Consider the following 20,672-nt stretch of genomic DNA (forward strand, 5'->3'; position numbering starts at 1 on the left):
GTGTGACAGTGAACTTACCGCTTAAGGGATTAAAAATACTTGACCTGTCGACCTTGTTGCCGGGGCCTTATGCAACGATGTTGCTAGCCGATCTCGGGGCTGAGGTGTTACGGGTTGAATCAGCGTCCCGACCTGATCTGGTGCGTAATATGACACCCCAGGTTGATGGACAGTCTGCCGCTTTTAGTTATCTTAATCGCGGTAAAGACTCGATTGCACTTAATCTTAAGCACCCGGAGGCAAGTAAACTGATTGCGAAACTGGTTGCTGAATACGATATTTTGATTGAGCAATTCAGGCCAGGTGTCATGGCTCGTTTAGGGCTGGATTACGATACGTTGAAAGCGGCTAATCCGGCGCTTATCTACTGTTCACTAACGGGGTACGGTCAGACCGGTCCCTATCGTGATAAAGCCGGGCATGATCTGAATTATTTAGCGTTATCCGGTGCTGCCAGTCATATGGGACGTATGGACGCAGGTCCTGCGCCGATGGGACTGCAGGTTGCCGATGTTGCCGCAGGCTCCCATCCTGCAGTGATCTCCATTCTGGCAGCCGTTATTGGGCGTCACTCGACGGGTGAGGGTTGTTATATCGATATCTCTATGGCCGATAATACTCTGGCAATGCAGGCGTTAATGGCCCCCGGCGCTTTGAATGGCGGGGCAGATCCCACACCCGAAAGCAATTTTCTCAATGGCGGTAGTTTTTACGATTACTACCGTACCGCCGATGACAGGTATATAGCTGTCGGAAGCCTGGAACCCCAGTTTCGCAAGGGTTTGGCGAATGCGCTGAATATACCGGACCAACCCCCTCTGGAAACGGCTCAGTTTAAAACCCTGCTACAGCAGAAATTCAGGCGGCAGGATTTAGCCAACTGGTGCGACCAGCTGGCCGACCTGGATATCTGTGTTGAACCGGTACTGACGGTATCTGAAGCTGCATCTCATCCACAGTTTGCCGCGCGCAATATGATTGTCACGCAGCCGAGTGGAGAACAGCAGATCGCTTCTGCATTAGGGTTTGCCCAAGAAACAATAAGGCCTGCGCCCCGCTGTGGCGAGCAGACTGAAAAAGTAATGGAGGGGTTGAACTATAACGCCTCAGAGATAGAGAAACTTCGTTTAGCGGGTTTGTTTGATTGATGAGTTACAGCACCCGTTTGCAAGAACTATTGACCGTATTTGTTCGATAGTTGTGAGTTAATTTTAAGTACCAGCAGCTGGAAAACCCTGCTGGGCCTGAATAAACAAGATAAGAGGCTAATAATGACTATTTCTAATTATCAGGATTTTTATGACTCTTTTACACCAGCCCTGATAGAGGAAAAGCTGGTAGGTAGTCTCAAAGAGGGTTTTAACGTCTGTGAAGAGATCTGTGATCGCTGGGCAGAGAATCCTGATCGGGTTGCGCTTAACTATGAAGGGGTTACCCGGGAAGCCTCCAGTCATACATTTGCCGAGATGCAGCAGCGCGCGGCTCAATTTGCCAATCTACTGAAGAGCAAAGGTATCGGTAAGGGTGATCGAGTTGCCTGTCTGATGCCGAGAACCCCCGAATTGCTGGTAGTAGTGCTGGGTACGCTCAAAGCAGGCGCTGTATACCAGCCGCTGTTTACCGCATTTGGTGCCGGGGCTATCGAATATCGTGTCACCCAGGCCGAGACTAAGTTACTGGTGACCGATCCGGATAATGTATCCAAGCTGGACAGTGTCAATGGTTGCCCGCCGGTGCTGTTGTTTAATCGTGGTATAGCGGATGCTAAATATGCTGATCTGCCTGATTTTGAAGCCGAATTAGCCGCTCAAAGCAGTGATTTTGAACCGGTAAAAATCGGCGCTGATGATCCGTTCCTGCAGATGTTTACCTCGGGTACCGTAGGTAAAGCTAAAGGGGTTGCAGTACCAGCCCGTGCCTTGTTGTCATTCTATGTTTACATGCGTTATGCGGTGGGATTGCTGCCTGAAGATAGCTACTGGAATGTAGCCGATCCAGGCTGGGCTTATGGCCTTTATTACGCAGTGGTCGGCCCATTGCTGCTGGGCAACACCACTCACTTCAATGAGAACGCTTTTACGCCGGAAACTACTTATGGCATGTTGCGTAAGTATAAAATAACCAACCTGGCTGCAGCACCGACCGCGTATCGTTTGCTGATGGCGAATGACCACATTCTTGAAGGGGATGACAGCTTTAACCTGCGGCTGGCCAGCAGTGCTGGTGAATCACTGAATCCGGAGGTGATTGGCTGGGTTGAACGTCGCTTAGGCTGCCCGGTAATGGATCACTACGGTCAGACTGAAACCGGTATGACCGCTTGTAATCACCATGAGCTTGAGCAGCGAATTGTGCGGGTCGGTTCCATGGGCTTCTCTATGCCAGGGCATCGGATTGTCACGCTGGATAATGACCTGAATGAGCTGGGCGAAGGCGAGATCGGTGAGTTGGCAGTAGATATGGAAAAATCACCACTGTTCTTCTTTCCGGGGTACACCTGGGGTGAAAAGAATCCGTTCCGGGGTAAGTATTATCTGACCGGTGATGTAGTGGTCAGCCACGGCGATGGCAGCCACTCATTTAACGGCCGGGATGACGATATTATCACCACGGCGGGTTATCGGGTTGGGCCATCGGATGTTGAAAGTACATTGTTGGAGCATGATGCTGTAGCTGAAAGTGGTGTAATCGGTAAACCGGATCTTGAACGGGGTGCGATTATCAAAGCTTACGTGGTGCTGAAGTCACAATATGAGCCAAGTGATGAGCTGGCCGCTGAATTAAAAACCCATGTACGTAATCGGCTATCGACCCATGCGTTCCCCCGTGAAATAGAGTTTATGGAGGAACTGCCAAAGACGCCAAGTGGTAAGATTCAACGCTTTATTCTGCGCAATAAAGCTAAAGATGAGACGGATGGGTTGGCATAAGTGGTGCCTGATCTGCCGTCAACCCCCGTTGGGTATCAGATACGAAATCCTGACTTCGCCGAAGAGGTAGAACGGGTTTTCTATCAGGCACCTTTTGTGCGCCACCTGGATTTTGAACTTGTCTCGTTTGAAGCGGGGCGCTGTGAATCAAGGGTGCTGTTGCAGGCACAACACCTGCAACAGGATGGTTACGTCCATGCCGGCGTGCAGGCCACGCTGGCAGATCATACAGCAGGCACAGCGGCGGCCACGTTGCTGTCCGAAGGGCAGATAATTTTAACCGCTGAGTTTAAAGTAAATCTGCTCAGGGCGGCCAAAGGTGAACAGTTGTACTGCCGTTCGTGGGTGCTTAAGCCGGGTAGGCAACTGATCATTGCAGAGTCAGAACTCTTTTGTCTCGCGGGAGAGAAAGCTGAGCTGGTCTCAAAAGCGACCGTTACCCTGGCGGTGGTTGATAAGCGTTGATGCTTTAAATTGACATACAGTGTGCCTCTCAACACTGCCATGATCTCTCGTCTCTTAAAAAAACAGTATTGAAAGACCCTGCTAAGACGTCAGCGACGGGTTAGCAGCTTGTCTCATATAGCCTGATAGAAATATCACTGACAGTAAGACAAATAATAAAAAATTACGGAGTTTTCTATGCCTGTCATAACAGTTGAGGAGATGAACGTTTTCTTGAACGAACATTTTCCCCAGGGTGAAAAGTTTGGTGTCTTAACTGGCATGGGCGATGCCTGGGCGGAGATGAGGCTACCGGTAGATGATGAACATCTGCGCCCCGGTGGTACGGTTTCAGGACCGTCAATGATGGCCTTGGCCGATGTTTGTATGTATGCCGCATTGTTGGGGCAGATTGGTCTGGTTCCGTTGGCGGTGACGACTAATCTGAATATCAACTTCATGAATAAGCCTGAATCCGGGCGGGATCTGGTAGCCCGTTGTAATCTGATGAAAGTCGGTAAGCGACTGGCGGTCGGAGAAGTGTGGATTCGGTCAGAGGGTTGCGAAGAGATAGTCGCACACACCACATTAACTTATTCAATTCCCGTGGAGCGTTAACGATGGCGTCTATTGAGTGGCAGGAACGCCTGTTTACCCTGGCGGATGGTACTGAGATATTCGGCTTGCACGGTTGTCATGCTGACAATACAGCTAAAGACAAACCAACGCTGGTATTGCTGCATGAGGCGTTAGGGCATATCGGTATGTGGAAAAACTTTCCGCAACAGCTGGCGGAAGCGACCGGGTTGGATCTGTTGGTCTATGAGCGCCGGGGGTATGGACGCTCATCACCGATTACACTACCACGCCCGGATGATTATCTGGAGGAAGAGGGAAAATACTGGCTCCAGCCGGTCCTGGATGCTGCGGGGCTGAAGCAGGTTATTCTGGTCGGCCACAGCGATGGAGGCTCGATTGCACTGGTAGGCGCAGCCTGTCTGACGGATCGGATTGTCGCTATTATTACTGAAGCGGCGCATATTCGTATTGATGCGTTAACCACCGCCGGTATTGTCGAAGCGGTTGAGTTGTATAAAACCACTGAGTTGCCTGAGCGGCTGGCCCGCTATCACGGTGAGCGTACCGATCTGATATTTCGGGCCTGGAGTGAAACCTGGCTGCGAGATCGATTTCAGCCTTTAGATCTGACCGGCTATCTGAATCAGATAACCTGTCCGGCACTGATTATTCAGGGTGCTGATGATCAGTATGGGGAAGTGGCACAGGTTGAAGATATTGTCAGTGGCATTGGCGAGAAAGCAGACGCGCTTTTTCTTCCCGGCTGTGGTCATGTACCGCATCTTCAGGCATCCGCTGCGACGCTGGCAGCGATGCAGGCGTTTATTGAATCTTTGGATTTATAAGCTCGTTATTCGATGGGGCATTGAGATCTGACTGTGTTGATATGCATTAGTCCGTGCTGATATCTGAGCACTGATATGACCTAACCTTAAAGGATTGTCTATAAGTTGATGGGGGGCATTCCAACTAAAATACTTATCCTGAAGAGCACTTTGATATCATCGTAGTGTTCTTCTGTCTCATCAGCAGCAGTCACTACATAAAATCGATCTGTCATACAGTCTGCCAACAAATACATATGATGGGGAGTACTATGATGGCGCTTGGTAGCATCTGAAAAATTCCACATCCCCTCTAAATAACATCGTCGGACTGTACGTGACGATGCTTCATCTCTGCCAACCCAACAGCAAAGAGTAAAAAATTAAAAGTTTTTGTCACCTTTTCCTTCGCGACGCATCTTTATGGGTATACCTAATCTTTTTAGTCGTAATGGAGAGCCTTATGTCAAAATTATTGTCACAGCAAGTTCAAACGTCATCTGCTACTACGCTAGAAGTTCCCAGTCGCCGAAGTTTTTTTCGTTCGGGAGGGCAGTTAACACTCTCGGCGATGAGCCTCGCTATGTTGTCAGGTCTTAACGCTAAAGTGGCGAGTGCATCAGATAAGCAAACAATGATTGATATTCAAATTATCAATACAGCGATCGCTGCGGAGCATGAAGCTGTAGCAGCCTATCAATTGGGTGCGGAAAGTGGCTTGTTATCAACGCCAGTATTGAATGTCGCAGTACAGTTTCAAGGCCATCATAAAGAACACATCGATGCCCTGACCCAAGCGATTAAGTCATTAGGTGCTGAGGCGGTAGACCCGCTGGCGAAGTATGAATTTCCAGTTGAAAAACTTAAATCAGAAACTGATGTTTTAACATTTGCGGCTAGTTTGGAGCGGGGAGCTGTCAGCGCCTATGCCGGGGCAATACCGCTGTTTGAGCAGCGAGAATTATCTAAAGCCGCAGCCAGTATCCTTGCGGATGAAGCCATGCATTGGGCGGTATTAAGGCAGGTGCTAGGGCTTGATCCAGTGCCGGGTGCATTCTTTTCATGATATATCGCCGTGTGCTGCCGGTATTTGTATGTTGTATATTGAGTATATGGAATAGCGGCATACTCGCGGAAGAGCAGGCACTGGGCCTGCTTTCAAAGCCTCTTTCCAGGCCGCTTTCAGAGGTGCAGACAACCATATCAGTACAGGCTGGAAAGGCTCACTATGCAATGTGTTTGGGTTGCCATTCTCCCGGTTACAACCGCACCGGCCCTATGCACTGTGGTGTGTTCGGTCGGCAGGCCGGTAGTCAGGAAGGTTACCAGTACAGTGAGGCCTTAAAAGCATCATCTCTACGTTGGAATCGGCAAGCTCTCGACCTGTTTCTTGAGGCACCAACTAAAATGGTGCCTGGAACCTCGATGACTTTCGCGGGCATCCCTGATGCCAGTGTCAGAACGCAGTTGATTGACTATCTGGTCACATTGGCGCCAGAGCATAAAGATTGTGAATGAAGATAGGATCTATATGGATTATTCAATACAGGCATTAGCATCGAATAGGCTACATGCAGAATATTTCTCCGAGTCGGATTTAGAATTAATAACTCGTGTCCGGTCGGGTAATTCAGCGGCCTTTGAGCCAATAATGAGGCGCTATAACCAAAGACTGTTTCGTTTGTCGCGTAGCCTGTGTAAAAACGACTCCGATGCGATGGATATTCTTCAGGACAGCTATGTTGTTGCCTATGAAAAACTAGCGCAGTTTTCCGGGCCCGATGGGTTTGTGGGCTGGTTGTCTCGTATCGTACGCAACGAGGCGCTTATGCGAATACGTAGAAATAAACTTGTCGATATCTGTTCCATTCAGGATCATGAACCACTCTCTTTAAATAAAGAGGGGCCTTCTGAGATTTTGGCGCAAGGGCAATTGACGACAATAATTGAGCAAGCTATTGATCAGTTACCTGATGGTTATGCCAGTGTGTTTGTGATGCGGGGTGTACAGCAATTAACAACGCAGGAAACAGCGATCTCGCTTGATCTGGAAATTGATGTCGTTAAAAAACGATATTCCAGAGCGAAAAAGAAGCTTCGCCAACAGTTAGAACTACATATTCAAGCAGCAGGCCTTGATGTGTTTGAGTTTGCGGGTGAGCATTGTGATGCAGTTGTCAGCAACGTCTTAGCACGGATCAATCAACGGTAAACAAAGGGGGCAGAGTGATTGGGTCTATCCAGTTACGCTGGCTCTTTTTATGGCTTCAATTTACACCGTTCATTCATTTTTGTAATAAATCCAATATCACAGCCCGGCCTGCCGGGCGGGCGCGGGCGCAGCGACTTCCCTGGGTGTTTCGCTTAGAAACGGCGCTGCGCCATTTATTAAAAATAAGTGGCCTTAACACACCCACAAACAGTCCTTGCTTAATCCGCTGCTAAGCCAGTCACACAGAGGGGAAGTATATTTCGTGTTAACTACTCGTTTTTATTCCTGAGGAAAAATTATTCATGCAGATGTAAGAGGGGGATAATCATTTATATTTCATTTTTTTGTGGCAGTTGTGGCGTTGACATGAAATATTTAAAACAATAAAGATCGCGTAGCGGGCAAGGGCTGCTAAAAAATCAATTTTATTAGTCCTTTACGTGGCTTGGGTTAAGTACCAAGAAATGGAAAAAATGAAATTGAAAGGACTAATGCGTATCTTAGCTATGAGCTTTATTATGGCTCACAGCGCTATATCTAATGCAGATATTTATCAGCTTCAGCAAAATCTATTTGTTGCTGGAATTCAGTCGGGTGAGTTTGACTATTTTGCATCACCAAATAAAAATGGGAGGCAGCGGCAGGCTAATTGGTGTTGGGCAGCCTCTATTCAAATGGTTCTTAATTACCATGGGCTCTATGTTTCTCAAGAGCAAGTAGTCCAAAAAATCTATGGCGGTCAAATCGACCAGCCTGCAAACTCCAATCAAATTCTGAACGCATTAACAGGATGGGCTCCCGATAATAGAGGCCGTAGCTCCTCTATTTATGCAAAACCATATACATCTTCAGGTAGAGAGCTTGTGCAAGCATTGGCAAATAAGTGGCCTTTAATAGTTGGTCTTCGAAATCCTAATGGAGGTATTGGTCACGCTGTAGTTCTTACAGCCGTTTATTACTCAGTAGACCAATTTAATAATCCGATCTTAAACGGAGTTGTTTTACGTGATCCGTGGCCTGGTAGTCCATCAAGGCAGAAACTCTCCTGGAACGAGTTTCAGTCAAGGTTAATGTTCATGACACAAGTTTATGTTGAAAGGCTTTAGCAAACGTATATAGGCGAACCGACGAAACTAATTTTCCACCTCCTGTGTTTGACGCAATGCAGGGAGAGGTGATTAGTAATGACGCCGAGAATAAGGTACTGATCAATAGGTTTCCCATCCTAACCGAGCAGTTGAATCCCTACGGCACTATGCAGGGTGGTGTCGTATCGGCAATTGTGGATAATACTCAGTGGTCCACTGAGTATGCTGGTTTCACCCCCCTAATTTTACCCGCTATATGGAAATAAAATATGGGAAGGTTATCACGCCAGATCTTGGCTATATCTATGTGACAGCACGGTTTATTGAGAAAAAGAAACGACAACTGTTTTTTGAAGCTATGGCTGAAGATAAGGATGGCGCTAAGCTAGCGTCAGCTATGTCTGTACAGTGGATTATTGATTGATAGAGAAGATGGATACGGTGCTATTCTGTGTTTGGCGTTAACGTTATATGGAGATCAAATGAGCAGACGCTGTCAAAGGAATGAGAAGCCGGAAGGCCCGTTGATTAGTTTCCTAATGGGCCAGTTAGCAGCTGCATTGTTTGCAGTGCCAACAGCTGCACTATTGTGGTTTGCGACAAACAAGCAGTTAGCCCTGTGGGGGCCAGGCGGAGCGTTCATTGGTGCAACAGGCTTCTGGCTAATCCTGGCTTGTTTCGCCTTTGTTTCTCTATTTATACCGCGCTTTTTTCCTTCCCTGTTGGGAAAGGTCTGGAATGGCATCATAAGAATTGAACAGTGGTTTTAAAACACGCCGGAGGTTCTTGCTTAACCTATGTCAACAACCGCTCAGTTTTCTAACTGAGCGGCCTGATTGACCAGATCTGGCAGGCTTTCTGCGTGCATTTTACTCATTACTCTGGAGCGGTGAACCTCAACGGTTTTCGGACTGATGCCCAGCTCTTCAGCAATTTCACGATTGGATTTTCCTGATACTACCAGGGTCATGACTTCCCGTTCTCGACGGCTTAAGTCTTCGTAGCGTTTGATTATCTGCTCTTGCTGTTGCTGATCGGCAAACATCACATCGGCTTTTTTCAACGCGTTCTGTACCAGCGGGATCAGGACTTCATCATCAAAGGGCTTTTCGAGGAAATCGATGGCACCGTTTTTCATCGCGGTGACGGCCATAGGAATATCCCCGTGGCCACTGAGCACGATGATGGGTAGGTTGATCTCTCGTTCCAGCATAATCTGTTGCAACGCGAGTCCGTTTATTTCAGGCATCCGTACATCCAGTAACATACAGCCTTTGTCGCCCTTATAATTGCTCAGGAAATCCCGGGCAGAGGAGAAACTCTCGACGGGCAGGTCATCACTTTCCAACAACCACTGCATGGAATCTCGAAAGTCATCATCGTCATCAACAATGAAAACGGTACCGTTGTATCTACTCATTTATCTTAGATCCTATCCCTTTGCAGGAATCTTTATATGAAACTGGGTGCCTGTTTGATCATCACTTTCTGCCCATAATTGCCCACCATGGGCCTCGATAATGGTGCGGGAGATTGATAGCCCCATGCCAAGCCCTGTGGATTTGGACGTAAAGAAGGGTTCAAACAGTTTCGCTAATACCTCAGCGCTGATGCCATCGGCATGATCTGCCACTGAGATATAGACATAATCTTTTGCTTTGCGAGTGCTGATGATAACGGGTCGATGATTTTTTTCACAGTCGTTATAGGCTTCTATCGCGTTACGGATCAGATTGACCAGTACCTGCTCGATCTGAATTTTATCGGCCACGATTAACTGTTCGCCGCCTTCCAGCTCAAATTCGAATGAGGTGTTGTGGTCCAATGCTTCCTGCTTGAGGAATTCGGCAATCTCCCTGCAACTCTCGTTGAGGGAGAATTCCATGCGCTGGTATTCTGTTTTCTTAACGAAACTACGCATCCGTTTAACAATTTCTGCAGCCCGTTTGGCCTGTCGGGTAATCAGCTCCATCGACTTACCTATCTCGTCGACCGAGGATATACGTCCTTCTTCAATACGTCGCATCGAGCCGCGGCAGTAATTGAGAATGGCAGCCAGTGGCTGATTTATCTCATGGGCCAGTCCTGATGCCATTTCACCCACCGAGAGTAGCCGGGCAATGTGGGCCATTTCCAGCTGGTTACGTTTCATTTCGTCTTCAGCTTTCCGGCGGAGGGTGATATCCCGGCCGATAATAGAGTAATACTCTACTTGCATATCATCGTTTAGATTCCGATGAGCAATAACTTCCCGTATCTCTGCTGTGCGGTCTCTCCCGGAGGGCAGTTGCATCTGAATGCTGCCATACCAGGTGCCATGAGAGGCTGCGTGATTCAGCGCATCCTGTACCAGAGATGCGAATGTTTTGGGTTCGAACATTTGCTCCAGATAGAACACGACAGGGTTCTCTTTTTCTGTGCCCAGCGTGATGTAGGTTGCCTCGTTCATATAGGTGAGCTGCATCGTTTTATGGTTACAGAACATAATCATGTCGGAAGACGCTTCAACCACTCGGGCCAGACGGCGAGTGGCCTGCTGTGCCAGCGTTTGCTCGGTCACATCACGAGAGACACAAACCACTTCAATGGGTTTGCCTTCGGTATCTCTTAAGGTACGGCTGGTGGTTTCGAGCCAGATATAGTGACCGTTTTTGTGTTTATAACGGTAAACATTGGTGTACATCCCTTTACGGTAACGTACTGAGTCAGAACGTTTTATCAGGTTGTCGGCATCTTCCGGATGAAACAGGTCGTAGCCTGCTGTACCGATCATTTCATCGACGGTATAGCCGAGCATCCGTTCAACCGCCGGGCTGACATCGAGAAAGGTCCACTCGGTTGTAGGGGTATGGCGGGAGATCATGTCGGTAGATTGTTCTACCAGGAAACGGGAGCGCTCTCCCTCATCCATATCACTGATCGCTTTAAGATCTTGTTCTATACTCATTGAATCTCACTGATCAGGGAATCTCTATTCAGGGGCGGTCCCTGAGAGCATTTGACTTAAGACTAGCTTGTTAAATCAGGGTAATTACGTATCATAATTGATGCAATAAGTGTAAACCCTTATGTCGGTGTTAGCTATGAGCTGTTCATTTGAATTCTTTAAATTCAAATGACTGATGAAAGCGCTAAAAGTAAGAACAACAATGCTACGGTTTTCGGTTAAATCCAGGCGTGGCAATTTTCAGGGCCAACAACTATGTCAACACACTCGAATCCCTATCAGTTCGGGCTGGAAAAAAACGCGGCGAATTTCTCTGCGCTGAGTCCTCTAACTTTTATTGAACGTTCCGCGTCTGTTTTTCCTAATCATACGGCGGTCATTCACCAGCAAACTAAACGTAGCTGGTCTGAAACCTATACACGTTGCCGCCAGCTGGCCAGCGCATTGAGCCAGAATGGAATAGGTAAGGGTGATACAGTCGCAGTGATGGCACCAAACCTGCCTGAACTGTTCGAAGCGCATTTTGGCGTGCCGATGTGCGGTGCGGTGTTGAATGCATTGAATGTGCGTCTGGATGCTGAAGCGATCGCTTTTATTTTGCAGCACGCGGAAGCCAAAGTTGTGATTGTGGACCGGGAATTTTCAGAGGTGATCAGTAAAGCACTGAAAATGATTCCACACCGGCCACTGGTTATTGATATTGATGATCCTTACTACGAGGGCGGTGAATTAATCGGTAGCTCAGATTATGAGGCTTTTATCGGTAAGGGTGATTCTGAGTTTAACTGGCAGATGCCGGGCGATGAGTGGGACGCAATCAGTCTTAACTACACCTCAGGCACAACGGGTAATCCTAAAGGGGTGGTGTATCACCATCGAGGGGCTTACCTTAACGCAATGAGTAACATCGTTTCATGGAACATGGGTCAGCATCCGGTATATCTCTGGACCTTGCCGATGTTCCATTGTAATGGCTGGTGTTTTCCCTGGAGTCTGGCAGCGTCTGCTGGCGTGAGTGTATGTCTGCGCCATGTACGGGCCGACGACATTTATGCAGCGATCAAAGATGAGAAGGTGAATCACTTCTGCGGGGCTCCTATTGTCCTGAATATGCTGAATAATGCACCGGAAGAGATGAAAGCAGGTATCAACCATGCTGTGAAAGTGATGACGGCAGGTGCTGCGCCACCTGCAGCAGTTATTCAAGGCATGGAAGGGATGGGCTTCAGTGTAACCCATGTGTATGGCCTGACAGAGACCTATGGTCCATCGGTTGTTTGTGAATGGCATCAGGAATGGAACGATCGCAGTGATGAAGAGATTGCCCGGCTGAAATCCCGTCAGGGTGTCCGAGCGCCGATGCTTGATGGTTTGATGGTCGCTGATCCGGTGACGATGGAGCCAGTGCCTCAGGATGGCGAGACTATGGGGGAGATTTTCATGCGGGGTAATCTGGTTATGAAGGGTTATCTGAAGAACCCAACAACGACTGAGGAAAGCTTTGAGGGTGGCTGGTTCCATTCTGGTGATCTGGCGGTGTGGCATCCGGATGGCTACATCGACATTAAAGATCGCTCTAAGGACATTATCATCTCAGGCGGAGAAAACATTTCCTCCATTGAAGTGGAAGATGTTCTGTATCGTAACCGAAATGTTATGGAAGCGGCTGTGGTTGCTTGCGATGATGATAAATGGGGAGAAGTGCCCTGTGCATTCGTCAGTCTGAAAGATGGAGTTGAAGTCACCGAACAGGAAATTATCGATTTCTGCCGGGAAAACATGGCCAATTTTAAAGCACCAAAAAAAGTTGTTTTTGGTGCGTTGCCTAAAACCTCTACCGGTAAAATTCAGAAATTTGTTTTACGTGATAAAGCAAATTCGTCAGCGTAATGATGCGTGGATGAACGGTAAGAGAGCAAAATTTTTAATTTGATAAATATTTAAAAGAGGCCTTTTGGCCTCTTTTTTTGTTTTATCTGCGCAGACTCATCTATCCTGAGCGTTAGCCTGGGATTGCAACGCTTCGGGTTATTGAACCTTTTCATGCTCATATAAGGACAGGGAGATCTTCTTATGAATAAACTGAAACTAGGGCCAGTATTGGGAGTAGAGTCAGACACCCGGTATACACTGTGCTTTTCCACTGAGCCGGGTATTGTTGAAACTGAAGTTAACTTCGATGGTCGAGTCGTGGCATGTCAGCAGATTGGTGATACGCCGTCGTCCAGGGTGTGGCGCGTTAGTATCGATTTACCGGTGGCCGAGGATGGAAAAACGATCACTTATCAGATTTTAATTGCAGGTGAGCTGGCTTGTTGCCGAAATGGCCGTGACCATTGGCAACTTTATTCACCTGGGCGACGCGAAGAACCGAAGATTGTTTATACCTCCTGTAACGGTTTTTCCTCACTTGATCTGATGCATAAAACTCAGAAGCCTTTTCGGTTGTGGAAGAAGATGGCGAAAGCGCACCTGACTGAGGCTGTCTCGATCATGCTAATGGGCGGTGATCAGTTATACGCTGATAGCCTCTGGACCGAAGTCGCCGAACTGAGAAAGTGGAACGATCTATCCTACAAAAAGAAGATTGCACGTAAAGCCTCAAAAACACTACAGGCACAGGTAGATCGTTTTTATGATCGCCTCTATCAGGATCGCTGGAGTAATGAGCAGATGAGTCTGATGCTAGCCTCGGTTCCTTCGGTGATGATGTGGGATGATCATGATATTTTCGATGGCTGGGGAAGCTTCCCCAAAGCGCTACAGAGCTGTGATGTTTTTCAGTTGATTTTTAAAACAGCTAAGCGGTATTTTGAGTTGTTTCAGGTTCGCTCCCGGGAGAATACAGCACTCCTGAAACAGGATGCAGAGCATTATGCGTCAGCGTTCAGATTTCGTAACTATCATATTCTGACACTGGATAACCGTACCGAACGCTCTTTGAAGCAGGTGATGAGTGGTGATGCACAGTGGCCGTTGCTTAACCGTTATCTGGATAACCTGGATGAAGACGGGCATCTGTTAGTACTCTCTGCCGTGCCGGTTGTGTATCGTGATTTTACCTTTGCGGAGGGGGTGCTTGATGCGACGCCATGGGAGGAAGAGCTGACCGACGACCTAAAGGACCATTGGCGTTCAAAGGAGCATCAGGGGGAGAGGGCGAGATTGATCCATCGATTGCTGGATAGTGCTAAACGCCGTGCCGATGTGAATAGCGAGAGTAAAACCGTCATTTTGTCAGGAGACGTACATCTGGGTTGCATCGGCGTGATCAATGATAAGGCCCGAAGCTGTAAGATTCATCAGGTCGTTTCCTCGGGTATTGTTCATCCAGCCCCCAGTAAACTTCAATGGATCGGTATCATGGCTGTAACTAATGACCGGGACGAGTATCTGGATGAAAACCGGGATATTCAGATTTCGATGCTGAGCCCGTTTGCTTCGGATAAATATATTCGTTGTCGTAACTACGTCACCTTGAAAGTAGGCAGTGATCATAAGCTTTGGGTGAACTGGGAAAGTGAGGGAAAAGATAAACCTTACTTCCCTATTCAGTGATGCTTTGAGCGACAGAGCTGTCATCTGACAGCTCAAGTGTGCGGCCTAACTAGCGTCGTAATCAGACTGCTTAAAAGGCATTCTTGATCTCATCCCTTATAGATTCCGCTTCCCGCTGGCGTTCTTCAAGCCGCGCTATATCACTGTGGCTTAGATTTTTCTCGCGCAGAGCAAACTCAATCTGTCGCAGGGCTTTAGTGGTGTTGCCGGTAAGAAGAAAATACTCGGTGCGGGCTTCGTGAACCCCTAGTGTATCGCCTGCCTGACCACGTATTTCAGACAGTTCGTACCAGATATAGCTATTATTTGGCTGCTGCTGGCTTAGCCTGGTGAGAACGCTGGCCGCTTTTTTGAACTGGTTATCAGCGGCCAGCGCTTTAGCATACAGCTGACTGACCGGGTAACTGTCAGGATACACATCGTTAAGGCCGTTCAATTGTTGTATCGCTTGTTTTACGTTACCACTTGCCAGGGCTAGTTCGGCGCTGGTAAGCCGAATGTAAAGGTGCTGACGAAGCTTAGCTGGCAGGTTCTCCAAAGTGGTCTGTGCTTGTATATACTGGCCTGATTTGATCAGCGCCATAGCCAGACCATAGCTGCTTAACGCGTCATCTGCTGCGCTTTCACGATAGCTTTTTATTAGTTGTTGCTGGTCGCTGGCATAGAAAACTTCGATCCGTTTTTTGAGTAACTGAAAATCGTACCGCTGGGGTTTGTACGCCGGAGGTGGCAGCTGGCTTGCGCGGTTCTGAGCGTCTGCAATACGTGATTCAGTCACCGGGTGGGTTAGTAAAAATTCCGGAGGTTTCTGGCCCAGAAAACGGCTCGAGCGCTGGATGCGGGAAAACATACGTGGCATTGCAAAGGGATCGAAACCGGAGTTTACCAGGTTAAGCATGCCGATGCGGTCGGCTTCCTGTTCATTGCGACGGCTGAAATTAAGCCCAGCTTGCTGACCCGCTGCCATGGAAGAGCTGATACCCGCCATACCTGCCTGGGTATCCGCAGTAGCCAGCACAATACTGGCAAGAATACCTGCCAATATCAGCGGAGTGTTACGCCGGCTCTCTTCTAGTTGTTGGGCATAATGACGTTGGGATAGGTGGGCTAGCTCGTGAGCGATGACCGATGCCAGCTCCTGCTCATCTTTGGCGCCAAGCAATAAACCTGAGTTGATGCCGACTACACCGCCGGGCACAGCAAAGGCGTTCAGGGTTGGATTATCCAGTACGATCAGGTCAAGACGGTGGTCCTGTAACTGACTGTTTGCTGCCAGTTGCCACAACAGTCCCTCCAGATAATTGACGACCAGAGGGTCGCTATATTCGGGTGCCCGGCCACGTAATAAACGCGCCCAGGTACGCCCCAGTTGATACTCCTGCTCCAATGATATGGTGGCGGAACTGTTGGCAATAACGGGTAGCTCGGTAGCTTTAATAGCGCAAAGCGGGCTTAGGGTCAGCAAGCCGGCTAATAGATAGGGTGAAAGTCCAGTGCGCAAGTTTATGATCCTTATGCTCATTTTCTCTGGTGGTAAGGTCGGGTTAATCATAATTGTGCATTATATTAGCCCGGCTTTTGGTATATATTGCTGGCCTCGTACCTGTATCTGGAAAAAATTCCATGACTGAGCCCCGCTGGGATGAACAACTCGACACCTGTGGACTAAGCTGCCCTCTGCCGCTTTTGAAAGCGAAACAGGTGTTGCATAAGCTAGCGCCGGGTAAGGTCCTCAGAGTGGTGGCCACTGATGCCGGTTCTCAACGGGATTTTAAGGCATTTGTTGACCAATCAGACCATAAGATGCTGGAATCGTTCAGCAATGATGGTCAGTATACCTACATTATTCAGCGCGGCTAACAAGGGAGCAGAGCGTGAGAAAAATTTTCAGCAAATGGATCGATAATTACTTTTCTAATGAAGAGGTAATGCTGTTACTGGTGCTGTTGGCCGCTGCGTTGGGTGTCATACTTTATTTGGGCCAGACACTGACACCTGTATTTACAAGTATCATTCTGGCGTTTCTGATGCAGGGAATGATCGAGTGGTTGAGAAAGCGTAATGTGCCTCATTTTGCCTCGGTGCTGATGGTATTTACTCTGTTTGTGGGTATTTTGCTTTCATTAATGCTGTTTATTATGCCGCTGGTCTGGAAGCAATCGATCAATTTGTTTAACGAATTGCCACGAATGGTTGCCCAGGCAAAATCTGTCTTATTACTGTTACCTCAACAATACCCAGATGTTTTCTCTGAACAGTTGATTACGCAGATTATTGACCTCGCCACCGCTGAGCTGAGCCAGTTGGGTCAGTTGGTCGTGACCTATTCGTTGAATTCTATTGCCGGTTTAGTCGCGCTACTCATTTATGTCGTACTGGTGCCTATTTTGGTGTTTTTCTTCCTGAAAGACGGCAGTAGTCTGGTGAACTGGTGGGTTTCTTTCCTTCCCCGGAAAAAAGAGATGCTGAGCCAGGTGTGGGCCGAAATGGATCAACAGATAGCGAATTATGTGCGTGGTAAGGTAATTGAGATTGTTATCGTAGGTTCGGTGACTTATCTGGCATTCGCGTTACTCGGTATAAACTATGCGGCACTACTGGGTATTATTGTGGGTCTGTCGGTATTAATTCCCTATATTGGTGCTGCGCTGGTTACACTGCCGGTTGCTCTGATCGGCTTTTTTCAGTGGGGTTGGACTAATGAGTTTTGGTACCTGATGCTTGCCTACGGCATTATTCAGGCGCTGGATGGTAACGTGCTGGTGCCGTTGTTGTTTTCTGAGGCAGTTAACCTTCACCCGGTATCAATCATTATCGCAGTATTGGTGTTCGGAAGTGTCTGGGGGTTCTGGGGTGTCTTCTTTGCCATTCCACTGGCGACTCTGATTAAGGCAATCTTGAATGCCTGGCCGAAAAGCCATTCGTTTATTCAGGCAGGGCCCGAAACTGATTAACGAAAAAAGCCGGCACATGCCGGCTTTTTTTATAGGATTTATTTAGTTTAAAGTGACTGGACCGTCTCCAGTACTTCAGCCACATGTCCCTTCACTTTGACCTTGCGCCACTCTTTTCGAAGTACGCCATCTGCATCGATCAGGAAAGTGCTGCGTTCAATTCCCATATGCTCTTTTCCATAGAGCTTTTTTAACTTGATAACATCAAACAGCTTACACAATGTCTCATCCGGGTCGCTGATTAACTCGAAGGGAAAAGACTGTTTGGCTTTGAAGTTTTCATGGGCTCGCATACCGTCGCGGGAGACACCAAAAATGATAGTGCTGGCGTCCTGAAACTGGGTAAATAGATCGCGGAAATCCTGTCCTTCGGTGGTGCAGCCGGGGGTGCTGTCTTTCGGGTAGAAGTAGATAACAATGTTAGAACCTTTCAGTTCAGACAAGGTTACAGAGGTTTCACTGGTGGCCGCAGCGGTAAAGTCGGTTACTGCTTGATCAATAATTGGCTGACTCATGTTATATCCTTAAAAAATCTGTCTTAAAAACTACGCTTATCTGACCGAGATCAGTTAGAATGATACGCTTTTTATACGATAACAGATTAAACAGTTTTGGCAGCCCCTTAGTGCTCGGTTTTTTGAATATTCAGACTGCGCTATGTTATTGAGCTTAAATGGGTTGAGCCGGTAAACGCAGGCAAGTACCATAGGCCGAACTGTACACCTCTTTATGGAGACCATGATGATTACTGGCAGCATTGTTGCTCTTGTTACCCCGATGACATCTAACGGCGAGGTCGATTGGGACGCGCTGGATAAAGTGGTAGATTTTCATCTGGAAAAGGGCACGGATTCAATTGTCGCCGTCGGTACTACCGGCGAATCCGCAACGCTAAACTGTGATGAGCATTGCCAGGTTATCAAACGGGTTGTGGAGCGTGTGAGTGGCGCTATCCCAGTGATTGCTGGTACCGGTGCAAACTCTACCCGGGAAGCAATTGAACTGACGGCAGCAGCCAAAGAAGTGGGTGTTGATGCCTGCCTGCTGGTGACGCCATATTACAACAAGCCAACTCAGGAAGGTTTGTATCAGCACTTTAAAGCCATTGCTGAAGCAGTGGATATTCCACAGATCCTATACAATGTTCCTGGGCGGACCGCTTGCGATATGTTGCCTGAGACCGTGCTTCGTTTAGCGTCTGTGCCAAACATTGTTGGTATTAAAGAGGCGACTGGAGATCTGGTCAGGGCTAAAGCGCTTATCGAGTCCGCGCCAAAAGAGTTTGCTATCTATTCGGGTGATGATGGTACCGCTGTTGAGCTGATGCTGTTAGGGGGGGATGGTAATATCTCGGTAACCGCTAATGTCGCGCCGGCTCAAATGGGCGAGCTATGCCGTCTGGCGATTGCCGGTGAGGCTGAAGCTGCCCGGGCTATTCAGACTTCTTTGTTAACACTGCATAACGCTATGTTTGTTGAGGCGAATCCGATTCCGGTGAAGTGGGCGATGGCAGAAATGGGAATGATGGGGCAGGGCATTCGCCTGCCGCTGACCGTTCTGGCAGAGCCGTATCACTCTCAGGTACGTGATGCGTTAAAAACCTGCGAAATTATTTGAAACTAACGGACGAGCATAATGAGAATAATCACTTTGCTGCCTTTGGCAGCTGCAGTGTTGAGTGTTGCCGGATGTGGTTCATATTCTAATCCGATCTACGGTGAGAATGGAATTATTAACGATCGCAGCCAGGACTATGAGCAGGCTGAGGTAACCAAACGACTTGAACTGCCTCCCGCGATTCAGGCCCGTTCAAAATTGACGCAGGACCGCCTTAATATTCCTACCGCTGGGCAGACGGCCTCTCAACGCAGAGGTGATTTTACTGTTCCCCGTCCGGATTTTTTCTATGCTGATTCTGGTACGGACACGGTTAACCTGAAGCGACAGGGCAGCGACAAAGTTTTGATTGTTGATGAGCCGATTGCAGATGTCTGGGTTCAGTTACAAGATTTTTGGCGCTTTAATAATGTTGGTCTGGCAAAGTCCGCTCCTAAAGAGGGAATGATGGAGACTGCCTGGATCGATACCGAAGGTGAAGATCTTAGCTTTATCGATAGTATGATTAAGCGACTAACGTTCCAGGATATTGAAGGCGCTGTTAGCGATAAGCTTCGGGTGTCTTTGCGCCCGGTTGCTGATGACTTCAACCGAACCACTATTGCTATGCAGCATATACGAGTCCCCCAAGACGATAAAAGTCAGGTGGTTAACTGGTCTGATGATGCGGAAAATGTGGGCTATAAAACCGACATGATGTTTGAGATGTTGCGTTATTTGAGCAAATCCGGCACTAATGAGAATACTCATAGCTTGGTGGCAATGAAGCGTCAGCAGAAGAGTCGACCACAGATGGGTCGCGATTCTAAGGGCTTCCCAGCCCTCAAAATCACAGTGCCTGTGGATCAGGCCTGGAATCAGGTTAATGCTGCGATTGATAGAACGTCACTGGATGTTGGCACCCGGGATCAGCAGATGGGTGTTATCTATATGACGTACACCACCTCAACTGCATTTGAAGATACTGAAAAAATGGGTTTCTTTGAGTGGCTGAACTCTGATCGTAAGGCGCTGACATTGAGCTCTGGCTCTTTTGGTAAGGCGTTAGGCTTTGGCAGTAAAGAAGCTGAAGGGCCTGTATATAGCTCTAAAGAGGTTGTGACTGAAGAGCCAGAAGACGAGAGCGAAGTAGAACAGTACAGTATTGAAGAGCAAGCAAGCAAAACCGATGGTAAAGGTTTCAAAATCTGGTTTGCAGGTGAAGTTATCTATGTCTTTGGTGACGACCAGGATGGAGCGTATAATGAGTCTTCAGGGCAATACGAGCATTCAGGACAGTATCAGTTGCATATGAATCGCACCGCTAATGGCGTTTTCCTTTCGGTGAAAAATCAGGAAAGTTTGTCAGCACCAGTTGTGGTTGCTGACGAGATCTTATGGGAAATTAAAGAGCAACTCTGATGTTGAGCTACATCTGAGTAGATATCAGAAACATACGGGTAGGGAATTATTCCTGATCCAGCGTGTCTGATAATTAAACAAAAGAGGCCTTCTGAATTGCAGGCCTCTTTTTTTATGG

General features: G+C 47.9%; 21 protein-coding genes. 17 read left to right on the top strand and 4 right to left on the bottom strand.

The window, feature by feature from the left end:
• Positions 1–8 precede the first annotated feature (8 nt).
• The 11 genes from AMJAP_RS07445 to AMJAP_RS07495 all read left to right on the top strand — a co-directional run bounded on the left by AMJAP_RS07445 (position 9) and on the right by AMJAP_RS07495 (position 8,847).
• Positions 9–1,148 carry a CaiB/BaiF CoA transferase family protein gene (locus AMJAP_RS07445; RefSeq protein ID WP_019621629.1) on the top strand — a complete coding sequence of 380 codons (1,140 nt, stop codon included), beginning with the start codon at positions 9–11 and terminating at the stop codon, positions 1,146–1,148.
• A 123-nt stretch (positions 1,149–1,271) separates the two neighbouring features.
• Positions 1,272–2,930 carry an AMP-binding protein gene (locus AMJAP_RS07450; protein ID WP_019621630.1) on the top strand — a complete coding sequence of 553 codons (1,659 nt, stop codon included), beginning with the start codon at positions 1,272–1,274 and terminating at the stop codon, positions 2,928–2,930.
• A 3-nt stretch (positions 2,931–2,933) separates the two neighbouring features.
• Complete coding sequence (locus tag AMJAP_RS07455) at positions 2,934–3,395, top strand: PaaI family thioesterase (RefSeq protein ID WP_236588754.1); 462 nt, start codon at positions 2,934–2,936, stop codon at positions 3,393–3,395.
• Between the two features lie 177 nt (positions 3,396–3,572).
• Positions 3,573–3,992 (top strand): PaaI family thioesterase, encoded by a 420-nt coding sequence (locus AMJAP_RS07460; protein ID WP_019621632.1) that lies wholly within the window; start codon positions 3,573–3,575, stop codon positions 3,990–3,992.
• Positions 3,993–3,994: 2 nt separating this feature from the next.
• Entirely contained in the window at positions 3,995–4,798 is an 804-nt protein-coding gene (locus AMJAP_RS07465) for an alpha/beta fold hydrolase (protein WP_019621633.1), read from the top strand.
• A 442-nt stretch (positions 4,799–5,240) separates the two neighbouring features.
• Positions 5,241–5,843 carry a ferritin-like domain-containing protein gene (locus tag AMJAP_RS07470; protein ID WP_019621634.1) on the top strand — a complete coding sequence of 201 codons (603 nt, stop codon included), beginning with the start codon at positions 5,241–5,243 and terminating at the stop codon, positions 5,841–5,843.
• Complete coding sequence (locus tag AMJAP_RS07475) at positions 5,840–6,295, top strand: c-type cytochrome (protein WP_019621635.1); 456 nt, start codon at positions 5,840–5,842, stop codon at positions 6,293–6,295. The genes AMJAP_RS07470 and AMJAP_RS07475 overlap by 4 nt, the downstream gene beginning before the upstream one ends.
• A 13-nt stretch (positions 6,296–6,308) precedes the next feature.
• The gene (locus AMJAP_RS07480) at positions 6,309–6,989 is read left to right on the top strand and encodes an RNA polymerase sigma factor (protein WP_083935317.1); all 681 of its coding nucleotides are present in this window, start codon (positions 6,309–6,311) and stop codon (positions 6,987–6,989) included.
• Positions 6,990–7,453: 464 nt separating this feature from the next.
• The gene (locus AMJAP_RS07485) at positions 7,454–8,095 is read left to right on the top strand and encodes a papain-like cysteine protease family protein (protein WP_156815179.1); all 642 of its coding nucleotides are present in this window, start codon (positions 7,454–7,456) and stop codon (positions 8,093–8,095) included.
• Between the two features lie 68 nt (positions 8,096–8,163).
• A complete protein-coding gene (locus AMJAP_RS07490; RefSeq protein WP_156815180.1) occupies positions 8,164–8,343 on the top strand; it encodes a hotdog family protein in 180 nt (59 codons plus the stop codon).
• Positions 8,344–8,559: 216 nt separating this feature from the next.
• The gene (locus AMJAP_RS07495; protein ID WP_019621640.1) at positions 8,560–8,847 is read left to right on the top strand and encodes a hypothetical protein; all 288 of its coding nucleotides are present in this window, start codon (positions 8,560–8,562) and stop codon (positions 8,845–8,847) included.
• Positions 8,848–8,888: 41 nt separating this feature from the next.
• Here AMJAP_RS07495 and AMJAP_RS07500 read toward each other — a convergent pair whose 3' ends face one another.
• Together AMJAP_RS07500 and AMJAP_RS07505 are read right to left on the bottom strand one after the other, a co-directional pair.
• The gene (locus AMJAP_RS07500) at positions 8,889–9,497 is read right to left on the bottom strand and encodes a response regulator transcription factor (RefSeq protein WP_019621641.1); all 609 of its coding nucleotides are present in this window, start codon (positions 9,495–9,497) and stop codon (positions 8,889–8,891) included.
• 12 nt (positions 9,498–9,509) lie between these two features.
• The gene (locus AMJAP_RS07505; RefSeq protein ID WP_019621642.1) at positions 9,510–11,024 is read right to left on the bottom strand and encodes a PAS domain-containing sensor histidine kinase; all 1,515 of its coding nucleotides are present in this window, start codon (positions 11,022–11,024) and stop codon (positions 9,510–9,512) included.
• 255 nt (positions 11,025–11,279) lie between these two features.
• On the opposite strand from AMJAP_RS07505, the gene AMJAP_RS07510 reads away from it, so the two are divergent.
• Positions 11,280–12,914 carry an acyl-CoA synthetase gene (locus AMJAP_RS07510; RefSeq protein WP_019621643.1) on the top strand — a complete coding sequence of 545 codons (1,635 nt, stop codon included), beginning with the start codon at positions 11,280–11,282 and terminating at the stop codon, positions 12,912–12,914.
• A 183-nt stretch (positions 12,915–13,097) separates the two neighbouring features.
• Entirely contained in the window at positions 13,098–14,582 is a 1,485-nt protein-coding gene (locus AMJAP_RS07515; protein WP_019621644.1) for an alkaline phosphatase D family protein, read from the top strand.
• A 70-nt stretch (positions 14,583–14,652) separates the two neighbouring features.
• Here the strand turns inward: AMJAP_RS07515 and AMJAP_RS07520 are convergent, their stop codons facing one another.
• On the bottom strand, positions 14,653–16,083 hold the full coding sequence (locus AMJAP_RS07520) for a M48 family metalloprotease (protein ID WP_019621645.1): 1,431 nt from the start codon (positions 16,081–16,083) through the stop codon (positions 14,653–14,655).
• Positions 16,084–16,205: 122 nt separating this feature from the next.
• Between AMJAP_RS07520 and AMJAP_RS07525 the strand changes: the two genes are divergently transcribed.
• Entirely contained in the window at positions 16,206–16,442 is a 237-nt protein-coding gene (locus tag AMJAP_RS07525) for a sulfurtransferase TusA family protein (protein ID WP_019621646.1), read from the top strand.
• A 14-nt stretch (positions 16,443–16,456) separates the two neighbouring features.
• Positions 16,457–17,536 (top strand): AI-2E family transporter, encoded by a 1,080-nt coding sequence (locus tag AMJAP_RS07530; protein WP_019621647.1) that lies wholly within the window; start codon positions 16,457–16,459, stop codon positions 17,534–17,536.
• Positions 17,537–17,583: 47 nt separating this feature from the next.
• Here the strand turns inward: AMJAP_RS07530 and AMJAP_RS07535 are convergent, their stop codons facing one another.
• Positions 17,584–18,051, bottom strand: coding sequence for a peroxiredoxin (locus tag AMJAP_RS07535; RefSeq protein ID WP_019621648.1), 468 nt, complete (start codon positions 18,049–18,051; stop codon positions 17,584–17,586).
• A gap of 226 nt (positions 18,052–18,277) precedes the next feature.
• On the opposite strand from AMJAP_RS07535, the gene dapA reads away from it, so the two are divergent.
• Positions 18,278–19,153, top strand: coding sequence for a 4-hydroxy-tetrahydrodipicolinate synthase (gene dapA / locus AMJAP_RS07540; RefSeq protein ID WP_019621649.1), 876 nt, complete (start codon positions 18,278–18,280; stop codon positions 19,151–19,153).
• An 18-nt stretch (positions 19,154–19,171) separates the two neighbouring features.
• Positions 19,172–20,554, top strand: coding sequence for an outer membrane protein assembly factor BamC (gene bamC / locus AMJAP_RS07545; protein ID WP_019621650.1), 1,383 nt, complete (start codon positions 19,172–19,174; stop codon positions 20,552–20,554).
• The last annotated feature ends 118 nt before the right edge of the window (positions 20,555–20,672 follow it).

This window comes from Amphritea japonica ATCC BAA-1530 (genome assembly GCF_016592435.1).
GTDB lineage: Bacteria > Pseudomonadota > Gammaproteobacteria > Pseudomonadales > Balneatricaceae > Amphritea > Amphritea japonica.

What these genes read in the sequence shown, in the direction of transcription:
- AMJAP_RS07450 (WP_019621630.1), top strand. Translation starts at nt 1,272, where the DNA reads ATGACTATTTCTAATTATCAGGATTTTTATGACTCTTTTACACCAGCC.
- AMJAP_RS07460 (WP_019621632.1), top strand. Translation starts at nt 3,573, where the DNA reads ATGCCTGTCATAACAGTTGAGGAGATGAACGTTTTCTTGAACGAACAT.
- AMJAP_RS07465 (WP_019621633.1), top strand. Translation starts at nt 3,995, where the DNA reads ATGGCGTCTATTGAGTGGCAGGAACGCCTGTTTACCCTGGCGGATGGT.
- AMJAP_RS07470 (WP_019621634.1), top strand. Translation starts at nt 5,241, where the DNA reads ATGTCAAAATTATTGTCACAGCAAGTTCAAACGTCATCTGCTACTACG.
- AMJAP_RS07475 (WP_019621635.1), top strand. Translation starts at nt 5,840, where the DNA reads ATGATATATCGCCGTGTGCTGCCGGTATTTGTATGTTGTATATTGAGT.
- AMJAP_RS07480 (WP_083935317.1), top strand. Translation starts at nt 6,309, where the DNA reads ATGGATTATTCAATACAGGCATTAGCATCGAATAGGCTACATGCAGAA.
- AMJAP_RS07485 (WP_156815179.1), top strand. Translation starts at nt 7,454, where the DNA reads ATGGAAAAAATGAAATTGAAAGGACTAATGCGTATCTTAGCTATGAGC.
- AMJAP_RS07495 (WP_019621640.1), top strand. Translation starts at nt 8,560, where the DNA reads ATGAGCAGACGCTGTCAAAGGAATGAGAAGCCGGAAGGCCCGTTGATT.
- AMJAP_RS07500 (WP_019621641.1), bottom strand. Translation starts at nt 9,497, where the DNA reads ATGAGTAGATACAACGGTACCGTTTTCATTGTTGATGACGATGATGAC.
- AMJAP_RS07505 (WP_019621642.1), bottom strand. Translation starts at nt 11,024, where the DNA reads ATGAGTATAGAACAAGATCTTAAAGCGATCAGTGATATGGATGAGGGA.
- AMJAP_RS07510 (WP_019621643.1), top strand. Translation starts at nt 11,280, where the DNA reads ATGTCAACACACTCGAATCCCTATCAGTTCGGGCTGGAAAAAAACGCG.
- AMJAP_RS07515 (WP_019621644.1), top strand. Translation starts at nt 13,098, where the DNA reads ATGAATAAACTGAAACTAGGGCCAGTATTGGGAGTAGAGTCAGACACC.
- AMJAP_RS07525 (WP_019621646.1), top strand. Translation starts at nt 16,206, where the DNA reads ATGACTGAGCCCCGCTGGGATGAACAACTCGACACCTGTGGACTAAGC.
- AMJAP_RS07535 (WP_019621648.1), bottom strand. Translation starts at nt 18,051, where the DNA reads ATGAGTCAGCCAATTATTGATCAAGCAGTAACCGACTTTACCGCTGCG.
- dapA (WP_019621649.1), top strand. Translation starts at nt 18,278, where the DNA reads ATGATTACTGGCAGCATTGTTGCTCTTGTTACCCCGATGACATCTAAC.
- bamC (WP_019621650.1), top strand. Translation starts at nt 19,172, where the DNA reads ATGAGAATAATCACTTTGCTGCCTTTGGCAGCTGCAGTGTTGAGTGTT.